At 57.2% G+C, this 19757-nt stretch carries 18 protein-coding genes; 5 read left to right on the top strand and 13 right to left on the bottom strand.

Features of this window, described 5'->3' with window-relative positions; translation table 11 throughout:
- Positions 1-4: 4 nt before the first annotated feature.
- The 3 genes from ubiE to udp form a co-directional block, all read right to left on the bottom strand.
- Positions 5-760, bottom strand: coding sequence for a bifunctional demethylmenaquinone methyltransferase/2-methoxy-6-polyprenyl-1,4-benzoquinol methylase UbiE (gene ubiE / locus ACWKX3_RS22010; protein WP_006179275.1), 756 nt, complete (start codon positions 758-760; stop codon positions 5-7).
- A 66-nt stretch (positions 761-826) separates the two neighbouring features.
- Entirely contained in the window at positions 827-2284 is a 1458-nt protein-coding gene (rmuC, locus tag ACWKX3_RS22015; RefSeq protein ID WP_058610822.1) for a DNA recombination protein RmuC, read from the bottom strand.
- A 139-nt stretch (positions 2285-2423) separates the two neighbouring features.
- Positions 2424-3185: a uridine phosphorylase gene (gene udp, locus ACWKX3_RS22020; RefSeq protein WP_006179273.1), complete on the bottom strand. Its 762-nt coding sequence runs from the start codon at positions 3183-3185 to the stop codon at positions 2424-2426.
- Between the two features lie 255 nt (positions 3186-3440).
- Between udp and ACWKX3_RS22025 the strand changes: the two genes are divergently transcribed.
- Positions 3441-4247, top strand: coding sequence for a dienelactone hydrolase family protein (locus ACWKX3_RS22025; RefSeq protein WP_454542486.1), 807 nt, complete (start codon positions 3441-3443; stop codon positions 4245-4247).
- A 61-nt stretch (positions 4248-4308) separates the two neighbouring features.
- Here the strand turns inward: ACWKX3_RS22025 and metE are convergent, their stop codons facing one another.
- The gene (gene metE / locus ACWKX3_RS22030) at positions 4309-6570 is read right to left on the bottom strand and encodes a 5-methyltetrahydropteroyltriglutamate--homocysteine S-methyltransferase (protein ID WP_202561363.1); all 2262 of its coding nucleotides are present in this window, start codon (positions 6568-6570) and stop codon (positions 4309-4311) included.
- A gap of 115 nt (positions 6571-6685) precedes the next feature.
- On the opposite strand from metE, the gene metR reads away from it, so the two are divergent.
- Positions 6686-7639, top strand: a complete 954-nt coding sequence (gene metR / locus ACWKX3_RS22035; protein ID WP_006179262.1) for an HTH-type transcriptional regulator MetR — start codon at positions 6686-6688, stop codon at positions 7637-7639.
- On the opposite strand, the gene ACWKX3_RS22040 is transcribed toward metR, so the two are convergent.
- The 3 genes from ACWKX3_RS22040 to pldB form a co-directional block, all read right to left on the bottom strand.
- Entirely contained in the window at positions 7527-8426 is a 900-nt protein-coding gene (locus ACWKX3_RS22040; RefSeq protein ID WP_454542487.1) for a carboxylate/amino acid/amine transporter, read from the bottom strand. The two genes, metR and ACWKX3_RS22040, sit on opposite strands and share 113 nt — an antisense overlap.
- 82 nt (positions 8427-8508) lie before the next feature.
- Complete coding sequence (yigL, locus tag ACWKX3_RS22045) at positions 8509-9309, bottom strand: sugar/pyridoxal phosphate phosphatase YigL (protein ID WP_141113605.1); 801 nt, start codon at positions 9307-9309, stop codon at positions 8509-8511.
- 32 nt (positions 9310-9341) lie between these two features.
- A complete protein-coding gene (pldB, locus tag ACWKX3_RS22050; RefSeq protein ID WP_454542488.1) occupies positions 9342-10334 on the bottom strand; it encodes a lysophospholipase L2 in 993 nt (330 codons plus the stop codon).
- A 109-nt stretch (positions 10335-10443) separates the two neighbouring features.
- Here pldB and rhtB point away from each other — a divergent pair, with 109 nt between their 5' ends.
- On the top strand, positions 10444-11064 hold the full coding sequence (rhtB, locus tag ACWKX3_RS22055; protein ID WP_006179258.1) for a homoserine/homoserine lactone efflux protein: 621 nt from the start codon (positions 10444-10446) through the stop codon (positions 11062-11064).
- Here rhtB and rhtC read toward each other — a convergent pair.
- From rhtC to pldA, 3 genes are all read right to left on the bottom strand, one after another.
- Positions 11061-11681, bottom strand: a complete 621-nt coding sequence (gene rhtC, locus ACWKX3_RS22060; protein ID WP_220710913.1) for a threonine export protein RhtC — start codon at positions 11679-11681, stop codon at positions 11061-11063. The genes rhtB and rhtC overlap by 4 nt on opposite strands.
- Before the next feature lie 61 nt (positions 11682-11742).
- Entirely contained in the window at positions 11743-13572 is a 1830-nt protein-coding gene (gene recQ / locus ACWKX3_RS22065; protein WP_058610829.1) for an ATP-dependent DNA helicase RecQ, read from the bottom strand.
- A gap of 90 nt (positions 13573-13662) precedes the next feature.
- Positions 13663-14532: a phospholipase A gene (gene pldA, locus ACWKX3_RS22070; protein ID WP_006179246.1), complete on the bottom strand. Its 870-nt coding sequence runs from the start codon at positions 14530-14532 to the stop codon at positions 13663-13665.
- Between the two features lie 162 nt (positions 14533-14694).
- Between pldA and yigI the strand changes: the two genes are divergently transcribed.
- Positions 14695-15162: an acyl-CoA thioesterase YigI gene (gene yigI / locus ACWKX3_RS22075; protein WP_058610830.1), complete on the top strand. Its 468-nt coding sequence runs from the start codon at positions 14695-14697 to the stop codon at positions 15160-15162.
- Between the two features lie 51 nt (positions 15163-15213).
- Positions 15214-16110, top strand: coding sequence for an EamA family transporter RarD (rarD, locus tag ACWKX3_RS22080; RefSeq protein WP_006179244.1), 897 nt, complete (start codon positions 15214-15216; stop codon positions 16108-16110).
- 84 nt (positions 16111-16194) lie between these two features.
- On the opposite strand, the gene corA is transcribed toward rarD, so the two are convergent.
- The 3 genes from corA to uvrD form a co-directional block, all read right to left on the bottom strand.
- Positions 16195-17145 carry a magnesium/cobalt transporter CorA gene (gene corA, locus ACWKX3_RS22085; protein ID WP_006179243.1) on the bottom strand — a complete coding sequence of 317 codons (951 nt, stop codon included), beginning with the start codon at positions 17143-17145 and terminating at the stop codon, positions 16195-16197.
- A gap of 151 nt (positions 17146-17296) precedes the next feature.
- Positions 17297-17353 carry a YsgD/CorL family protein gene (gene ysgD, locus ACWKX3_RS22090; RefSeq protein ID WP_212743980.1) on the bottom strand — a complete coding sequence of 19 codons (57 nt, stop codon included), beginning with the start codon at positions 17351-17353 and terminating at the stop codon, positions 17297-17299.
- A 149-nt stretch (positions 17354-17502) separates the two neighbouring features.
- On the bottom strand, positions 17503-19665 hold the full coding sequence (gene uvrD, locus ACWKX3_RS22095; RefSeq protein ID WP_006179241.1) for a DNA helicase II: 2163 nt from the start codon (positions 19663-19665) through the stop codon (positions 17503-17505).
- Positions 19666-19757 lie beyond the last annotated feature (92 nt).

The raw sequence follows: 19757 nt of genomic DNA on the forward strand, positions 1-19757 counted from the left end.
CCACTCAGAACTTGTAACCGCGATGCAGCGCGACGACGCCCGCCGTCATGTTGAAGTACTCTACGTTTTCGAGACCCGCATCCTGCATCATCGCCTTCAGGGTGTCCTGATCGGGGTGCATACGAATAGATTCCGCAAGGTAGCGGTAGCTCTCTGCATCGTTTGCCACCAGCTCACCAATGCGTGGCAGAACGTGGAAGGAGTAGGCGTCGTAAGCTTTGCTCAGCGGATCGATAATCGGTTTGGAGAACTCCAGCACCAGCAGGCGTCCGCCCGGCTTCAGCACGCGGTACATAGAGCGCAGCGCTTTGTCTTTATCGGTGACGTTACGCAGGCCAAACGAGATAGTGATACAGTCAAAGGTGTTGTCCGGGAACGGCAGCGCTTCGGCATTTGCCTGCACGTATTCGACGTTGCCGACAACCCCGATGTTACGTAGCTTCTCACGCCCCATTTTCAACATGGAGTCGTTGATATCTGCCAGCACAACGCGACCGGTTTCCCCCACCAGGCGGGAGAATTTAGCCGTTAAGTCGCCCGTGCCACCTGCCAAATCCAGTACAGTCTGACCGCGACGCACGCCGCTACAGTCGATGGTGAAGCGCTTCCACAAGCGATGAATACCGAATGACATCAAGTCATTCATCACATCGTACTTCGCCGCCACGGAATGAAATACGTGGGCCACCATGTCAGCTTTCTGCGCTTTGGCGACAGTCTGAAAGCCAAAGTGCGTTGTGTCTTGTGAATCGTCAACCATCTCAGAGCCTGCTAATCAGTAAAATGTTTGTGAAGTGTAACAGATTGGGCGCATTTGCCCTACGATTCAACCACCGTGATAGAAACGCGTCGGCTGCTCATCTGCGGATAATCCCGCCGCTAAATCATTGTCTTCGCTGGATGTCTTTTGTTCACCAGCCCCTTCACGCAGGCGAAATTCTTCGTCCTGCGCCGTGGCTTGTTCAACCAGTTCCGGATTAATCTCGCGCTTCACTTCCACCCCCATGCTGCGAAATGCCTCCGCCTGAGCCAGAAGATTGCCGCGACCGGAGGCAAGTTTTTTCATCGCCTGGCGGTAATTATCCTGGGCGCGATCCAGGCTTTGCCCTACGGAGGACATGTCGTCCACAAACAGGCGCATTTTGTCGTACAGCTTGCTGGCACGGTCGGCGATCTGCTGCGCATTGCGGCTCTGGTGCTCGTAGCGCCACAGGTTAGCAATGGTGCGCAAGGCCACCAGCAGCGTGGTAGGGCTGACCAGCATAATGTTATTTTTCAGCGCTTCCGTTATCAGTTCGGGCTGTCTGTCGAGCGCCAGCAGAAACGCGGGTTCGACCGGGATAAACATGAGCACGTAGTCCAGCGAACGCAGCCCCGGCAGCTGCTGGTAGTCTTTGCGGCCCAGCAGACGAATGTGGTTACGCACCGACGCGATATGCTCCTGCAGCGCCGATTCGCGGGTATAGTCATCGTCCGCGTTGAAGTAGCGTTCATACGCCACCAGCGTCATTTTGGCATCAATCACCACGTCCTTGCCCTGCGGCAGGCGGACAATCACATCCGGCTGCATGCGCGAGCGGGCATCGTTTTCAATGCTGACCTGCGTCTCGTATTCATGCCCTTCCCGCAGGCCAGAGGCTTCCAGCACGCGGGTCAGCACCACTTCGCCCCAGTTGCCCTGCGCTTTGTTATCGCCTTTCAGCGCGCGCGTCAGGTTGATGGCTTCCTGCGCCATCTGGGCGTTCAGTTGCTGGAGGTTACGAATTTCATGGGCCAGGGTGTGGCGCTCTCGCGCCTCCATGCCAAAGCTGTCCTGCACCTGGCGGCGAAAGCCATCAAGCTGTTCGCGCAGGGGCGTCAGCAGGCTGTTCAGACTTTGGCGGTTTTGTTCGTCAACGCGGCGGTTGCTGTGCTCGAAAATGCGGTTCGCGAGGTTCTCAAACTGCTCGCTCAGGCGTTGTTCGCTGTTGATCATCTGGCGGATTTTGTCTTCCGCATGCAGCTGGGTAGATTCAAGGCGGGTAGTCACTTCGCGAAGATCGGCTTCCAGCGAGGTGTTGATATCACGCAGATTGCGCACTTCGTTATTAAGCAGCTCGCACTCGTCGCGCCAGTGACCACTTTGGGCAAGCTGTTGTTTTACCGCGCTTAGTTCGGCAACCATCTCTTCACGCTCTGCCAGCTGGTCGGCCTTTTGCTGCGCGTGCTGGTAGCTGGCGATCAGCCAGCCTACGCCCACGCTCACCAGCGCAACCACTGCATAAATCAGGATAGAGATATCCACACTGCCCCCTGCATCAACGAATTTCCCGCATAAAATAGAATTGTGCTGTATAAACGTCCAGTTTGAAAGGGTTTTCCTGCGAGGCGCTACGCAAAAAGAAAAGGCCGAACGTGTCGGCCTTTTATCTCAGAAGAGAGGATTAGATCAGGCGGCGAGCCGCTTCAACCACGATTTTCACCGCATGACTTTCGGTCTGCTTCATGGTCTCAGCGTTCGGGATCTCCTGCTGGGTGCGGTTAACGATAACGCCCGCCACCATACCGGCGCGCAGGCCCTGGCTGGCACACATGGTCAGCAGGGTTGCAGATTCCATTTCGTAGTTCATCACGCCCATTGACTGCCACTCTTCCATGGAGCCTTTAAAGCGGCTGACCACGCGGCCAGAGAAGGTGTCGTAACGCTCCTGGCCCGGATAGAAGGTATCTGAAGAGGCGGTGACGCCCACGTGCGTGGTGGCACCAATGGATTTCGCCGCGTCCACCAGCGCAGTGGTACATTCAAAATCAGCGACGGCCGGGAATTCCATCGGCGCAAAGTGCAGGCTTGCACCATCCAGACGCACGGATGCGGTCGTGACCAGCACGTCACCCACGTTGATGTGTGGCTGAATGGCGCCCGTGGTACCGATACGCAGGAAAGTACGAATGCCCAGCTGAGCGAGTTCTTCAACAGCGATAGAGGTCGACGGGCCACCGATACCGGTAGAGCAGACGATGACCGCTTTGCCATCCAGCTCCGCGCGCCAGGTGGTAAATTCACGATGGGCTGCCAGCTTAACCGGCTTATCCATCAGAGCGGCGATCTTTTCCACACGCTCAGGATCGCCAGGGACGATAGCCAGCGTAGCCCCTTGTAAATCGTTTTTAGTGAGGCCGAGATGAAAAACATCAGACTTAGACATAGGTGACTCCTCTGTGGGTCGGTTAGTCAGAAGAAGTAAAAAGGTACTTTACAGAAGCAAAGCGCTGAATTTCGTGACACATCTCACCATGAATGAAAATGATTGCAGTTAATTTCCGTCAAATAGTGATTTACATCACATTAACAAGTTATATCGTAGGACACTGCACAAAAGATAGACCGTATCAGGCACTGTGGATTGTTAACCTGGTGTCTATATTTACCTTTGCGCTAACTCATTGGTACGGAGAATGCCATGACTGAAAAAACCGGCTTTGCACCTGCTGCGGCCCCTCATGCTTCCACCCTCGTCTCAACGCCTGAAGAGGCGATTACCGGGGGCGAAACCTCGATTCCCACGCAGGGAGAGAATATGCCTGCTTATCACGCGCGGCCAGAATCGGCGGAGGGTCCGCTGCCGATCGTGATTGTGGTTCAGGAGATTTTTGGCGTTCACGAGCACATTCGCGACCTCTGCCGCCGCCTGGCGCTGGAGGGTTATCTGGCCGTTGCGCCAGAACTCTATTTTCGCCAGGGCGACCCCAATGACTACAGCGATATTCCGACGCTGTTCAGTAATTTAGTCAGCAAAGTGCCGGATGCACAGGTGCTGGCCGACCTCGACCACGTCGCCAGCTGGGCGGCGCGCAACGGCGGCGATCCGCACCGTCTGATGGTCACCGGCTTCTGCTGGGGTGGGCGCATTAGCTGGCTGTATGCCGCACACAATCCGCAGCTCAAAGCCGCTGTGGCCTGGTACGGCAAACTGGTTGGAGAAAAAACGCTGAATTCGCCGAAGCACCCTGTTGATATCGCGACCGATCTCAACGCGCCTGTGTTGGGGCTGTACGGCGGTCAGGACACCGGTATTCCGCTGGATACGGTCGACACGATGCGCCATGCGCTTCGCGCGGCTAACGCAAAGGCGGAGATCGTGGTTTACCCGGATGCCGGACATGCCTTCAATGCCGATTATCGTCCGAGCTATCACGCGGAGTCTGCCAAAGATGGCTGGCAGAGAATGCTGGCATGGTTTAGCCAGTACGGCGGGAAGAAAGCGTAAAAGTAAAAAGCCCGGTGGCGGCGATGCCTTACCGGGCCTACATTTTGGGTGGGCGATTATATTACCCCTGACGCAAGTTCTGCGCCGCCTTCACCATGTTTGCCAGGGCGCTTCGGGTTTCCGGCCAGCCGCGGGTTTTCAGGCCGCAGTCCGGGTTCACCCACAGGCGCTCTGCCGGAATGCGCTGGGCGGCCTTCTTCAGCAGAGCCTCAATCCACTCCACGCTGGGCACGTTTGGCGAGTGAATGTCGTACACGCCCGGCCCGATTTCATTCGGGTAATCAAACTCCTCGAACGATTCCAGCAGCTCCATGTCCGAGCGCGAGGTCTCAATGGTGATCACGTCGGCGTCCAGCGCGGCGATAGCGTCCATGATGTCGTTAAACTCGCAGTAACACATGTGAGTGTGGATCTGCGTGTCGTCCTTCGCCACGGCAGCGTTGATGCGAAATGCCTCCACGCCCCACTTCAGATAAGCGTCCCAGTCACTGCGACGCAGCGGCAGGCCTTCACGCAGCGCCGGTTCATCAATCTGGATGATGCCGATGCCCGCCGCCTCGAGGTCCGCCACTTCGTCACGCAGCGCCAGCGCGATTTGCTTCGCGATGGTTTCGCGGCTAACGTCTTCACGCGGGAAAGACCAGCATAGAATGGTCACCGGGCCGGTCAGCATGCCTTTCACCGGCTTGTCGGTCAACGACTGGGCGAACTTCGCCCACTCCACGGTGATCGCTTCCGGGCGGCTGATATCGCCGATCACCACCGGCGGTTTCACGCAGCGGGAGCCATAGCTCTGGACCCAGCCGTTCTGGGTAAAGACGAAGCCGTCGAGATGCTCGCCGAAATACTCCACCATGTCGTTACGCTCGGCCTCGCCGTGAACCAGCACGTCCAGGCCGAGACGCTCCTGCTCGGTAATCGCCTGCCTGATGTGCTCAGCGATACCGGTACGGTAGTGGCTGGCGTCCAGTTTGCCCTTTTTGAAGTCGAGACGCAGACCGCGGATTTCAGTCGTCTGCGGGAACGAGCCGATAGTGGTGGTTGGCCAGGCAGGCAGGTTAAAGCGGGCACGCTGGGCTTCAGCACGCACCTCATAGGCGCTCTGACGCTGGCTGTCCTGGGCGGTAATGGCCGCCAGGCGTTTCTCTACCGCCGGGTTGTGAACGCGGGACGAGTGACGACGCGCCTGAATCGGGGCACTCCATTCGGCAATCGCCGCCGTGTCGCCGCTGTTAAGGGCGTCGCGCAGCAGGGCCAGCTCCTGGCATTTCTGCAGGGCAAAGGCAAACCAGCTTTTCACTTCCGCATCCAGACGGGTTTCAACGCTTAGGTCGATGGGGCTGTGCAACAGCGAGCAGGACGATGCGACCCACAGCTCACGTTTCCCGACAATGTCTTTGATTTGTGCATATTTCTCGGTCAGGTCGGCGCGCCATACGTTACGACCGTTGATCAGGCCTGCGGATAATAGCCACTCTTCCGGCAGGCGTTTGTGCAGCGCTACCACATCGTCTTTGCCGTGGACCAGGTCAACGTGCAGGCCCTGCACCGGCAGCGCGGTAATGGTATTCAGGTTCGGCGTGACGCCTTCAAAATAGGTGGTCAGGAGCAGCTTCACCTGCCCGGTAAGCGCGGCATATGCCGGCTTGAAGGCATCCAGCCACGCCTGCGGCAGCTCCAGTACCAGCGCAGGCTCATCGATTTGTACCCACTGAATACCGCGTTTACCCAGCTCAATGAGCACCTGTTTGTAGACCGGCAGAATGTCGTTCAGCAGGCTCAGGCGGTCGAACGGCTCGCCTTTTACCTTGCCCAGCCACAGGTACGTCACCGGCCCCAGCAGGACAGGTTTCACCTGATGCCCCAACGCCAGCGCTTCGTCCACTTCATCCAGAAGCTGGGTCCAGGTCAGCCTGAACTGCTGACCTTTCACAAACTCAGGCACCATATAGTGATAGTTGGTGTTGAACCATTTGGTCATTTCCGCCGCTGCCGCTGGCTCACCCGTTGGCGCACGGCCACGGCCAATGCGGAACAGGGTGTCGATATCTACCGATCCATCGCTGTTCTGATGACGAGCCGGCACGTTGCCAAGCAGCAGGCTGGTGGTCAGAACATGGTCGTACCAGGCGAAATCGCCCACGGGCAGCAGGTCAATGCCTGCGTCTTTCTGCTGGTCCCAGTGACGTGCGCGCAGCTCGCGGCCCGTTGCCAGCAATTCTTCACGGCTGAGGTTGCCCGCCCAGTAGCTTTCCTGCGCTTTTTTCAGCTCGCGACGCAGACCAACGCGAGGGAAACCGAGAGTGTGATTACGGATTGTCATGGTGTGCCCCTTGTGAAATTCGTTATTTAGACGTCCAGATGTTTACACATCTATAATTGGCAGGTACTGTATATTCCTCAAGCGCAAATTGTTCATGGCGAAGTGAAGGACTTTCATGATCGAGATAAAACACCTGAAAACGCTACAAGCGTTGCGGAACTGCGGTTCACTCGCGGCGGCGGCGGCCACGCTGCATCAGACCCAGTCCGCACTTTCTCACCAGTTCAGCGATCTGGAACAACGCCTTGGCTTTCGTCTGTTTGTGCGTAAGAGCCAGCCGCTGCGCTTTACGCCGCAGGGTGAAATTCTGCTCCAGCTCGCGAATCAGGTGCTGCCGCAGATTGCGAGCGCCCTGCAGTCCTGCAACGAGCCGCAGCAGACCAGGCTGCGCATCGCCATTGAGTGCCACAGCTGTATTCAGTGGCTGACCCCCGCGCTTGAGAACTTCCGCCAGAAGTGGCCGCAGGTGGAGATGGACTTTACCTCCGGCGTGACGTTTGATCCTCAGCCTTCGCTCCAGCAGGGCGAGCTGGATCTGGTGATGACCTCGGACATACTGCCGCGCAGCGGGCTGCACTATTCCCCGATGTTTGATTTCGAGGTGCGTCTGGTGCTGGCCCCGGACCATCCGCTGGCCGCCAAAACGCGCATCAGCCCTGAAGATCTGGCCACGGAAACGCTGCTGATTTACCCGGTTCAGCGCAGCCGACTGGATATCTGGCGTCATTTCCTCCAGCCAGCGGGCATCAGCCCACAGCTGAAAAGCGTGGATAACACCCTGCTGTTGATTCAGATGGTTGCCGCCAGAATGGGCATCGCGGCGCTGCCGCACTGGGTGGTGGAGAGTTTTGAACGCCAGGGCCTGGTGGTGACCAAAACCCTGGGTGAAGGACTGTGGAGCCGGCTGTACGCCGCCGTGCGCGATGGCGAGCAGCGTCAGCCGATTACGGAAGCGTTTATTCGTTCAACGCGGAACCACGCGTGCGACCATCTTCCGTTTGTGCGGAGCGCGGAGCGACCCAACGGCGATGCACCCACAGCGAAGCCAGGATCACTGCTCCCCCAATAATGAAGCTCGGCCAGTGCGGTTGTTCCTGCCAGATCGCCAGGTTGACCAACAGCCCGGCAGGCACATGAACGTTGTTCATGATCCCCAGCGTACCGGCGTCCACCTGGGTCGCGCCGTAGTTCCACATGAAGTAACCCAGCCCGGACGCGACCACGCCCAGCCATACCAGAACGCCCCACTGTAGCGACGTGGTCGGCAGCTTCTGCGGATTGCCGAGCATAAACCACGCCGCTACCGCAACGATTGCCGCGCCCATATAGAACCAGGCAAAGGCGTTGTGCTGCGGCATCGGGCGGGTCTCCATCAGGCGCTTGTAGCCCACCATGCCGATGGCAAAGCTGATATTGGCAAGCTGGACGAACATCAGCCCGGTCCAGAAGTGGTCGCTTACTTTGTCATAACGAATAATCGCCGCCCCCACGACCGCCAGCGCAGCGCTTAGCAGATATCCCCAGCGCAGACGACGCCTGCTGAGCAGATCGTAGATCAGCGTGATGTACAGCGGCGTAAGCACGGTAAAGAGCAGGAATTCCGAGACGGACAGGTAAACGTAGGCCCGGAAGCTGAACAGATACATGATGCCGAGCTGCATCGCGCCCACCAGCATGTACAGCAGGAGAGTTTTCAGCGTTTGCCCGCGCGTGCGCAGAAACGGCAGGAACACCAGCGCCGCCAGCCCCACGCGCATCAGCACCGAGAAGTAGCTGTCGACCGAACCGGCAAGGTATTCGCCAATCAGGCTAAAGGAGAAGGCCCACAGGATGGTGGTGATAATGAGTAGCGCCACAATGCTTGTCTCTCAGAAAGAAGGACAGGCATTGTAGCGAACTCTTTAGTTGACGACTGAGCAATAAATAACCGAATGAAGATTATTCAAGAAACAGTTTGCGCAGGTACTTCGGCACCGCGTTGTCACCGTTGGTACCGATGACTTCCAGCTCAGGATGCAGATCTTTCAGGCGCTGGTGCGCGTTCTCCATGATGCAGCCTTTGCCCGCCATAGAGAGCATCTCAGCATCGTTCATGCCGTCGCCAAAGGCGATACAGTCTTTCAGCCCGAAGCCCAGACGTTTGGCTACCGCTTCCAGCGCATGGCCTTTAGAGACCCCGCCCGCCATCACTTCCAGACAGGTCAGCGTTGAGAAGCTGACGTTCACCCGGTCGCCCCAGCGCGCGTTAATCGCCTGCTCCAGCGGCAGCAACTCTTCGTGGTTTTCGCAGGTAAAGAACACTTTGCTGATCCCTTCCGGATCCAGCAGCCCCGGTTCGTACAGGGAGTAGTTAAACACGGCTTCCTTGAAGAAACGCATCTCGTCCGGGCGGTGGCGGTTCATAAACCACTCGTCGTCACGGTACACGTTGGTGACGATATTCGGGTTGTTGTTCACCACGCCGAAGAGATCGGTGGCGATGTCGCGGTCGAGGTTATGGGTAAAGATCAGGTTGCCATCGGTGTCGTGCACGCGCGCACCGTTGGAGGTGATCATGTAGGCTTTGATCTCCAGGTTATCGCGGATCTGCCCCACGTCTACGTGGTGGCGGCCAGTGGCGAACACAAAGTTCACGCCACGGGCGGTCAGGAGTTTTAAGGTCTCTTTCGCGTAAGGCGACAGGGTGTGGTCGGGCGAAAGCAGCGTGCCATCTAAATCAGATGCGACAACCTGGTACATAGGGATTTCAACCTCTGGTAAAAAAACAAGAATCAGTTATGCCTGTTGAAAAATTCAACGATGGCGTTAAGCGCGACTGAGCGCATGTCGTCCTTTTCGAAAAGGATCTCATGGTACGCGCCGTTTATGACCAGCGGTTTACCCCCTTCACAAGGGTGTCCGGCGGCGGCGCGCAGTTCACAAAAGCGGTCATGCATGCGGTTATCGACCACACGCTCCTCTTCCGCCTGGATTAACAATGTCGGGGTGGCGTCATTCGCCACGCCTGCCAGCACCTGTTCACCCGCAAGGATACCTTCCCGCACCCAGTGCCAGGTAGGGCCACCGACGCGCAAGCGTGGTTCATCGGCATAAAAACGCAGATTACGGCGATAGCGCTGCCGGCTGTGGGTCAGCACGTTGATGGCAAACGGCAGCGCACGCCACCGCCCTGTGCCGATGGCATACCCCTCTCGAATGCGCTGATGGCCCTCAGCCCAGTCGAGAATGTGGCGCACCATCCAGTCAGGAAAACGAATGACAATGCCATACATCGGCGCGGTCAGCGCAATGGCATCGCACTGTTGTTCATGGCGTTGCAAAAAGAGCGTAGAGATAGCGCCACCCATAGAGTGCGCCAGGATATAGCGCTTACGCCACGGGCCCGGCTCCACTTCCTGCTGCCAGAAGGCGGCCAAATCGTCGACATAATCGCTGAAATTATCCACGTGGCCGCGATGGGTGTCCGGCAACATGCGCCCGGAAAGCCCCTGCCCGCGGTGATCGATGATCAGAACATCAAAACCGGTGTGAACCAGGTCATAGGCCAGTTCCGCATATTTAACATAGCTCTCGATGCGTCCGGGACAGACGACAACCACACGATCGTTTTTCTCGTTGCGAAAACGCACGAAACGTACCGGAACATCACCCACGCCCGTAAACTCATCTTCCTCACGCTGACGCCAGAAGTCGGTCAGCGGCCCCATAGAGAAAGCAGCAAATGCGTTTTCTCGAGTTTCCCAGTCCTTTTTCTGCTGAAACATCGGGTTTCCACCCCCGTAAGCCAAGGAATATCGTTTTTTCGTAACCGGTCACAAAATGACTCAACAATAGCGTATTGTGGCATAAAAACAGACGATTCGGGAGCTTCAAATGACCTTCGAGTGGTGGTTCGCGTACCTGCTGACATCCATCATCCTCAGCCTTTCTCCTGGCTCTGGCGCCATCAACACCATGACCACCTCTATTAACCACGGGTATCGCGGCGCGGTTGCCTCTATTGCCGGTTTACAAACCGGGCTGGGCATCCACATCGTGCTGGTGGGGATTGGTCTGGGAACGCTGTTCTCCCGCTCGGTGCTGGCATTTGAGGTGCTGAAATGGGCCGGTGCGGCATACCTGATTTGGCTGGGGATTCAGCAGTGGCGCGCGGCAGGCTCGATTGACCTGAACACGCTCGCCCAGACGCAAACCCGTGGACGTCTGTTTAAACGGGCGGTTTTTGTGAACCTGACTAACCCGAAAAGCATCGTCTTCCTTGCCGCCCTGTTCCCGCAGTTTATCGTGCCGCATCAGCCACAGGTGATGCAGTATGTGGTGCTCGGCGCGACGACCATCATTGTCGATATCATCGTGATGATTGGCTACGCGACGCTGGCCCAGCGGATTGCGGCGTGGATTAAAGGGCCTAAACAGATGAAGGCCCTGAACAAGGTGTTTGGTTCGCTGTTTATGCTGGTGGGCGCGCTGCTTGCGTCAGCGCGTCATGCTTAGCGAGAAATGATAAGGTGGATGCCAAAGCCGGTGAACAGCGCTCCGGCAAAGCCGTCGATCCACTTCGCGATGCGCTGGTAGCCGCGGCGCATGGCCGGTAACGCAAACAGGCTGGCGACCACGGTAAACCACGCAAAAGTTTCTACCACGATCAGCAGGAAGATCCCCCAGCGCGCGCCTGCGCCGACGTTATCGCCCACGAACAGCGAGAACACGGAACCGAAATAGATAATCGCCTTCGGGTTCGCCAGGTTGGTCAGCAGCCCTTTCACAAAGCTGCGGCCGCCGGTCGCCAGCTCTACCTTCGGCTCTTCCGGTTTTTTCTCTTCTTTCTTCAGCGCGCCGCGCAGCATCTGGTAGCCCATCCAGCACAGATACAGGCCGCCGCCGACCATGATGATGTTATGCAGCCAGGCCATTTTCGCCAGAATCAGGTTCAGGCCAAGCAGCGCCACCGCCGCCCACACCATGACGCCCATGGTAATGCCGAGTACGCCCATCATCGCCTCTTTGCGGGAGCGGCTGACGGCAGTTTGCGATACGAAGAAAAAGTCAGGGCCGGGGCTCATCAGCGCAACGATGTGCACTAATGCCACGGTGAGAAATAGCATTAACATAATTAGCTCGCGGGAAAATAATACAGTGAGTCATCATACTGGCACTTTTTTGGCCGGCTGACTACTCCTCATCATCACCATCGGCATGAGAGCGAATAAGCGCCATAAACTCCTTGCCGAATCGCTCGAGCTTGCGCGTGCCGACACCGTTAACGCTGAGCATTTCACCGGCGCTGAGCGGCATCTGCTCGGCCATCTCTATCAGCGTTGCGTCGTTAAAGACCACATAAGGCGGAATGTTCTCTTCGTCGGCAATGGCTTTACGCAGCTTACGCAGCTTGGCGAACAGCTTGCGGTCATAGTTTCCGCCGTAGGATTTCTGCATCACACGCGGCTTCAGGGCAATAACGCGCGGCACGGCGAGCTTGAGTTCAATTTCACCGCGCAGCACCGGACGCGCCGCTTCGGTAAGCTGAAGCGCGGAGTGCTGGGCAATGTTTTGCGTGGCAAACCCCATGTGGATCAGCTGGCGGATAATGCTGACCCAGTGCTCGTGGCTCTGGTCTTTGCCGATGCCGTAGACGGGTAGCTTGTCATGGCCCATATCACGGATACGCTGGTTGTTCGCGCCACGCAGCACTTCCACCACGTAGCCCATCCCGAAGCGCTGATTCACACGGTAGATGGTTGAGAGCGCCTTACGCGCGTCCATCAGGCCATCGTACTGCTTCGGCGGATCGAGGCAGATATCGCAGTTGCCGCACGGCTCCTGTCGCCCTTCGCCAAAGTAGTTGAGCAGCACCAGACGACGGCAGGTTTGCGCCTCGGCAAACGCGCCCATCGCATTGAGCTTGTGGCGCTCGATATCCTGCAGCTGTCCCTGGGGCTTCTCTTCCAGACAGCGGCGCAGCCACGCCATATCCGCCGGATCGTAAAACAGCATCGCTTCCGCAGGCAGGCCGTCACGCCCGGCGCGGCCCGTTTCCTGATAGTAGGATTCGATATTGCGCGGAATGTCGAAATGCACCACAAAGCGCACGTTGGGCTTGTTAATCCCCATACCGAACGCCACCGTAGCGACGACGATTTGCAGATCGTCGCGCTGGAATTTTTCCTGCACGTCGGCGCGGATGTGGTTTTCTAACCCGGCATGATAGGCCGCGGCGCTAAAGCCACGATTTTGCAGACGCGCGGCGGTGTCTTCCACCTTCGCACGGCTGTTGCAGTAGATGATGCCCGACTTGCCGCGCTGCTCCTGGACGTAGCGTAAGAGCTGATCCAGCGGCTTGAATTTCTCCATCAGCATGTAGCGGATGTTCGGGCGGTCGAAGCTGCTGACCTGAATAAACGGATCGTTAAGGCCCAGCAGCCGAACGATATCAAGGCGGGTGGTGTCGTCGGCGGTGGCGGTGAGCGCCATAAACGGCAGTTCGGGGAAGCGCTGACGCAGCTGGCCAAGCGCGGCATATTCCGGACGGAAATCGTGACCCCACTGGGAGATACAGTGCGCTTCATCCACCGCCAGCAGCACCGGATTCCAGTGCGCCAGGTGATCGAGGAAGTTATCCAGCATCAGGCGTTCCGGCGCGATATACAGCAGGCGGATCTGCCCGTTACGGCAGCCAGCCATGACGTCCTGCTGCTGTTCGCGGGTCTGCGTGGAGTTAAGACAGGCCGCCGCCACGCCGTTGGCAAGCAGCTGGTCAACCTGGTCTTTCATCAGCGAGATAAGGGGCGATACCACCACCGTCAGGCCGTTAAGCACCAGCGCGGGTACTTGATAGCAGAGCGATTTACCGCCGCCGGTCGGCATGACCACCAGACAATCGCGGCCTTCCAGCACGGTTTCAATGATGGTTTCCTGGCCGGGGCGGAACTGCTGGTAGCCAAAGGTTTCATGCAAAACCTGTTTAGCCAGCGACTCCTGATTCAATACTTCCGCCTGCGCCACATTAACCCCATATGCCAAAAATAAAACAGGCGCTATTTTCAGCGCCTGAGAGAGAAACTTCAACGTTTAACGCAAAAACATTCGTGCTGCTTAGAAAATATCGTTCAACATCACGCCCACACCGACGCGGGTCTGGTTGAAGTTGTAATCGATAAGCGACTCGCCGTAACCGCTGTAAACCTGGGTGTAGAGACGCACGTGTTTAGTCATAGGGTAGCTTAAGCCCAGTTCTGCGCCACCGTAGCCGGTGTTCCAGTTGTACTGGCCTTTGGCGCTCAGCACTGCGTCACCGATTTGATAGCCAACTTTAAGCTGATAGTAACCCATATATTTGGTGATATCCGGGTTATCGTCGGTATCGCCCACGACGTACCATGGTTTGACTTCCACCATGAAATTGCCGTTCTGCGCCATCAGGCGTGTATAGGCGCGGTTCCAGCTGCGTGAGGTGGGATCGGAACGGCCGTTGGAATCATGGTTGAAACCGAATTCAACGTCACGCAGGGTCCAGCCGGCAAACTCATAATCGGTTGCGAAGCCGAGGAACAGCTGCGGCTCGTAGTTGGTTTCACGAAACGGCGACGATTCTCCACGGTTAGAGAGCTGCCACCAGGATTTCTGGGTATAAGAGGCACCGAGCACCGAGTTAGGCCCGGCGATGCCGCGCCAGAACGGAAACGCGAGGCTTAGCTGGAACTTCACTTCGTCTTTACGCGCGTTATCCGACCAGTTGTAAGAACTTATCGCCTCTTTGTTGAGATCGTTGGTCTGGGTGTAAATGACGTAGTTGGTGTCATACGGATAAAGGGTGAACGGATTGTCATGCTCCTGAAGCAGGTTGGCGATGATACTGCCGCGAACGGCTGGCGCATCGTGCACCTTTTTAACCGTGGCTTCCTGCGCATAGGCTGTGAGGGGCAGCGAAACCGCCGCAATTAACCAACCCAGATACGTCCGCATCGGTGGTGTTCTCCTGCAAAGATATAGAATGAGTGAATAGTTATGTGCCGGACATTCTACATACTTCCGCGCCAACTTCCGCCTGTTCGTTTCTGAAAGTGGAATTCCTTATTGCAGAAGCATAAAATCAACATTTTATTAACAATAAGGATGCCGTTTCTCATGTCTGCCACGCTTACCGCCGACGAAGCTTTGAAACTTGTGGGCGAGATTTTTGTTTACCACATGCCGTTTAACCGTGCGCTTGGACTGGAGCTGGAGCGTTATGAGAAAGCTTTTGCCCAGCTGAGCTTCAATAATCAGCCGATGATGGTGGGCAACTGGGCGCAAAGCATATTGCACGGCGGCGTGATTGCTTCCGCGCTGGACGTCGCGGCAGGCCTGGTCTGCGTTGGCAGTACGCTGACGCGCCATGACACCATTAACGAGGATGAACTGCGTCAGCGTTTATCGCGCATGGGAACTATCGATTTACGCGTCGACTACCTGCGTCCGGGGCGCGGAAACCGCTTCACCTGCACCAGCAGCCTGCTCCGCGCGGGCAACAAAGTGGCCGTCGCCCGCGTCGAGTTACATAACGAAGAACAACTGTATATCGCCAGCGCAACGGCCACTTATATGGTGGGTTGAAACGGCAAAATCGCGTAAAATCGCCTCACTACTTTGTAACGGATTTTCCTGATGGATGCTAAACAGACGCGGCAGGGCGTTTTACTCGCCCTTGCCGCTTATTTTATTTGGGGCATCGCGCCTGCTTATTTCAAATTTATCCACTATGTGCCCGCCGATGAGATCCTCACTCACCGCGTGATCTGGTCGTTTTTCTTTATGATCGCGCTGATGAGCGTTAGCCGTCAGTGGTCAGGCGTTAAAACGCTCCTGAAAACGCCGAAGAAGGTCTTTCTGCTGGCGCTGTCTGCCGTACTGATTGGCGGCAACTGGCTGCTGTTTATCTGGGCGGTGAATAACCATCACATGCTCGAAGCCAGCCTCGGCTACTTTATTAACCCGCTGGTGAATATTGTGCTGGGGATGATTTTCCTCGGCGAGCGCTTCCGCCGGATGCAGTGGGTGGCCGTGATTTTGGCCTTCTGCGGCGTGCTGGTTCAGCTCTGGACCTTCGGCTCGCTGCCGGTTATCGCCTTAGGCCTGGCGTTCAGCTTTGCGTTCTACGGGCTGGTACGTAAGAAAATCGCCGTTGAAGCGCAAACCGGTATGCTGTTCGAAACCCTGTGGCTGCTGCCGGTGGCCGCGATTTACCTGTTTGGCATTGCCGACAGCGCCACCAGCCACATGGGTAATAACCCCTGGACGCTTAACGTTCTGCTGATGGCGGCGGGCGTGGTCACCACGATCCCGCTCCTGTGCTTCACCGGCGCAGCTACGCGCCTGCGCCTCTCGACGCTCGGCTTCTTCCAGTACATCGGCCCGACGCTGATGTTCCTGCTGGCGGTGGTGTTTTACGGCGAAGTGCCGGGTGCGGATAAGATGGTGACGTTCGCCTTCATCTGGGTCGCACTGGCGATTTTCGTGGCGGATGCAATTTATACCCAGCGCAGGGTGCGTAAAGGGTTGTAGCGCCTTTTTGCCGGATGGCAGCTGCGCCTTATCCGGCCTACACGTTCTGTAGGCCCGGTAAGCGTAGCGCCACCGGGCGGATCCTCAAAGCCAGTTCTTCCGTTTAAAGTACAGATACGGCGCCAGCCCGGCGAGGATCATAAAAATAATCGCCCCCGGGTAGCCAAAGCTCCACTTGAGCTCCGGCATAAACTCAAAGTTCATCCCATAGCTTGAGGCCACAAGCGTAGGCGGCAGGAACACCACGGATACCACCGAGAAGATCTTGATGATGCGGTTCTGCTCGATGTTGATAAAGCCCATCGCCGCCTGCATCAGGAAGTTGACCTTCTGGAACAGGGATTCGTTGTGCGGCAGAAGGGATTCGATATCGCGCAGGATCTCACGCGCCTGTTCCAGCTGGCCACCCGGCAGGCGCGCTTTACGCACCAAAAAGTTCAGGGCGCGCTGGGTATCCATCAGACACAGGCGCACCTTCCAGCCGATATCCTCCAGCTCCGCGAGCGTTGACAGCGCTTCGTCATATTCATCGCCCTGATGGCCTTCCATGATCACGCGGCTCAGCTTTTCCAGGTCGCTGTAGATGTTTTCAATCTCATCCGCCAGCTGTTCAATTTTGGTTTCGAACAGGTCGAGCAGCAGCTCGTAAGCGTTACCGTCGACCATCGCCTGGCTGCGGGCGCGCATACGGTAAAGACGAAACGCAGGCAGTTCACGCTCGCGCAGGGTAAACAGGCGACCATCGCGGATGGTAAACGCCACGGTGGAGTTCCCCGCGTGATCGTCGGCGTCTTCAAAGAAGAAGAAGGAGTGAATGTGCAGACCGTCTTCGTCTTCAAAAAAACGCGCAGATGCTTCGATATCTTCCAGTTCCGGACGGGTCGCGAGGCTTTGCCCCAGCTCAGATTGTACGCGAAGGCGTTCATCGTCGTCCGGCTCGACCAGATCCACCCATACGGCATCAATGAGGGGCTGTGACTCTTCGGCTTCAAGCCGAGTCAGTCGGTTTTTTTCGAGTTGAAATGCGCTCAACATGACCGGGACTCCCAATGCAAAAAATATCGGACAGTTCGGTGGGCACACAGAAACGATTTGGGTTTCAGACCATTAAACAGCCTGACTCAGCGCGACGGGAATAATGCAGGTCGCTGACAACCACTAAGGCCATCAGCATGAGGAGATAGCCTTAGGAGTTGTTCCTGGATGACAGGGAATTGAGCCAGTATCTACTGGGTGTGTCCAAGGCGAATGTCCTCTTAGCGTAATCGTGCGCGCATGTTACGCCAGCAATAACTGCGGCGTCAACACGCAACGGAACGCGGAAGGGCATTAATTGACCTCCAGCGTATAAGGCTAGCAGATTATTACAAAATAGTGATATTTTTCTGAAAGTTACACAGTTTCCAGCTTCGCATACGCGGCCACCAGCCATTTGATCCCCTGCCCCTGGAACGCCACCTGCAGGCGGCTGTGTTCACCGCTGCCTTCAAGGTTCACAATGGTGCCTTCCCCGAATTTCGAGTGGCGCACGCGCTGGCCCAGCTTGTACCCGGTGTCGTTTTCGGAGATTGGTGCACCCATACGCTGATGGCTGACCGGACGGCTGATGCTGGCGCGCAGGCGTACCTCTTCCACGCACTCTTCCGGCAGTTCACCGATAAAGCGCGACGGACGGTGATACACCTCTTTACCGTACAGGCGGCGGGTTTCGGCGTAGGTGAGCGTGAGCTTCTGCATCGCACGCGTCACGCCCACGTAGGCCAGACGACGCTCTTCTTCCAGGCGTCCGCCTTCATCCAGCGACATCTGGCTCGGGAACATCCCCTCTTCCATCCCGACGATAAACACCTGCGGGAACTCCAGGCCTTTCGCGGAGTGCAGGGTCATCAGCTGAACCGCATCCTGCCAGGTGTCCGCCTGCCCTTCGCCCGCTTCCAGCGCGGCGTGGGAGAGGAATGCCTGCAGCGGCATCAGATCTTCGTCTTCTTCGTTGTAGCTGAACTGGCGCGTTGCCGTCACCAGTTCCTCTAAGTTCTCAATACGGGTCTGGCCCTTCTCGCCCTTCTCCTGCTCGTACATCGTTCTCAGGCCGGAGTCTTTAATGACGCGGTCGGTCTGCACGTGCAGCGGCATATCGGCGGTTTCCTGCGCAAGAGCGTCTATCAGCTCAAGGAAGCGTTGCAGCGCGCTGGCCGCACGTCCGGCGAGGGCTTTTTCCTGCAGCAGCTCGCGGCACGCCTGCCACAGCGTAAGCTGACGATCGCGCGATGCCTGACGCACCACGTCAAGCGTGCGATCGCCGATGCCGCGCGTGGGCGTATTGACCACGCGTTCAAACGCTGCGTCGTCGTTACGGTTGGCGATCAGGCGCAGATACGACAGCGCATCTTTAATTTCCTGACGTTCGAAGAATCGCATCCCGCCGTAAATACGGTACGGCATACTCACCTGCAATAGCGCCTCTTCCAGCACGCGCGACTGGGCGTTGCTGCGGTAGAGAATGGCGCACTGCTCCAGCGCGCCGCCGTTGTCCTGCCAGGTCTTGATGCGGTTCACCACGAACCGTGCTTCGTCGAGTTCGTTGAACGCACAGTAAAGTGAGATCGGCTCGCCGTCGACGCCGTCGGTCCACAGCTTTTTGCCCAGACGCCCGTTGTTGTTCTCGATCAGGGCGTTAGCCGCGCTCAGAATGTTGCTGGTTGAACGGTAGTTTTGCTCCAGACGAATGGTTTGCGCACCGGGGAAATCGTTGAGGAAGCGCTGGATGTTTTCCACCTGCGCCCCACGCCAGCCGTAGATAGACTGGTCATCATCGCCGACGATCATGACTTTGCCGGTATCGCCCGCCAGCAGGCGGATCCACGCGTACTGAATGTTGTTGGTATCCTGGAATTCATCCACCAGGATATTGGTGAAGCGCTCGCGGTAGTGCTGGAGAATATGCGGCTTGTTAAGCCACAGCTCGTGCGCGCGCAGCAGCAGCTCGGCAAAATCCACCAGACCGGCGCGATCGCACGCTTCCTGATAGGCCTTGTAAACGTTCTGCCAGGTCTGCTCGACCGGGTTGCCAAAGCTCTGGATATGGTGCGGGCGCAGGCCTTCGTCCTTCTGACCGTTGATGTACCACATTGCCTGACGCGGCGGCCACTGCTTCTCGTCAAGATTCATCGCCTTGATCAGGCGCTTCAGCAAGCGCAGTTGGTCTTCACTGTCGAGGATCTGAAAATCCTGCGGCAGGTTAGCGTCCATATGGTGTGCGCGCAGCAGGCGGTGAGCCAGGCCGTGGAAGGTCCCGACCCACATGCCGCCCTGGCTGGTGCCCATCAGCTGTGCGATACGGTGGCGCATCTCCGCTGCCGCTTTGTTGGTGAACGTCACCGCCATAATGGAGTATGGCGAACAGTTTTCCACGCTCTGCAGCCAGGCGATGCGGTGAACCAGCACGCGCGTCTTACCACTGCCCGCTCCAGCCAGAACCAGCATATTGGTGCGCGTTGCGGCTACCGCATCACGCTGTTTGTCATTAAGGCTGTCGAGCAGGTAAGAAACGTCCATTGGCACCGTCACATAATATTCAGGAACAGAGCAAAACGCCCGGTGGCGCTTCGCTTACCGGGCCTCCAACTGCAAAACCCTGGTAATTTATA

The sequence above is a fragment of the Enterobacter sp. UPMP2052 genome (assembly GCF_053709675.1).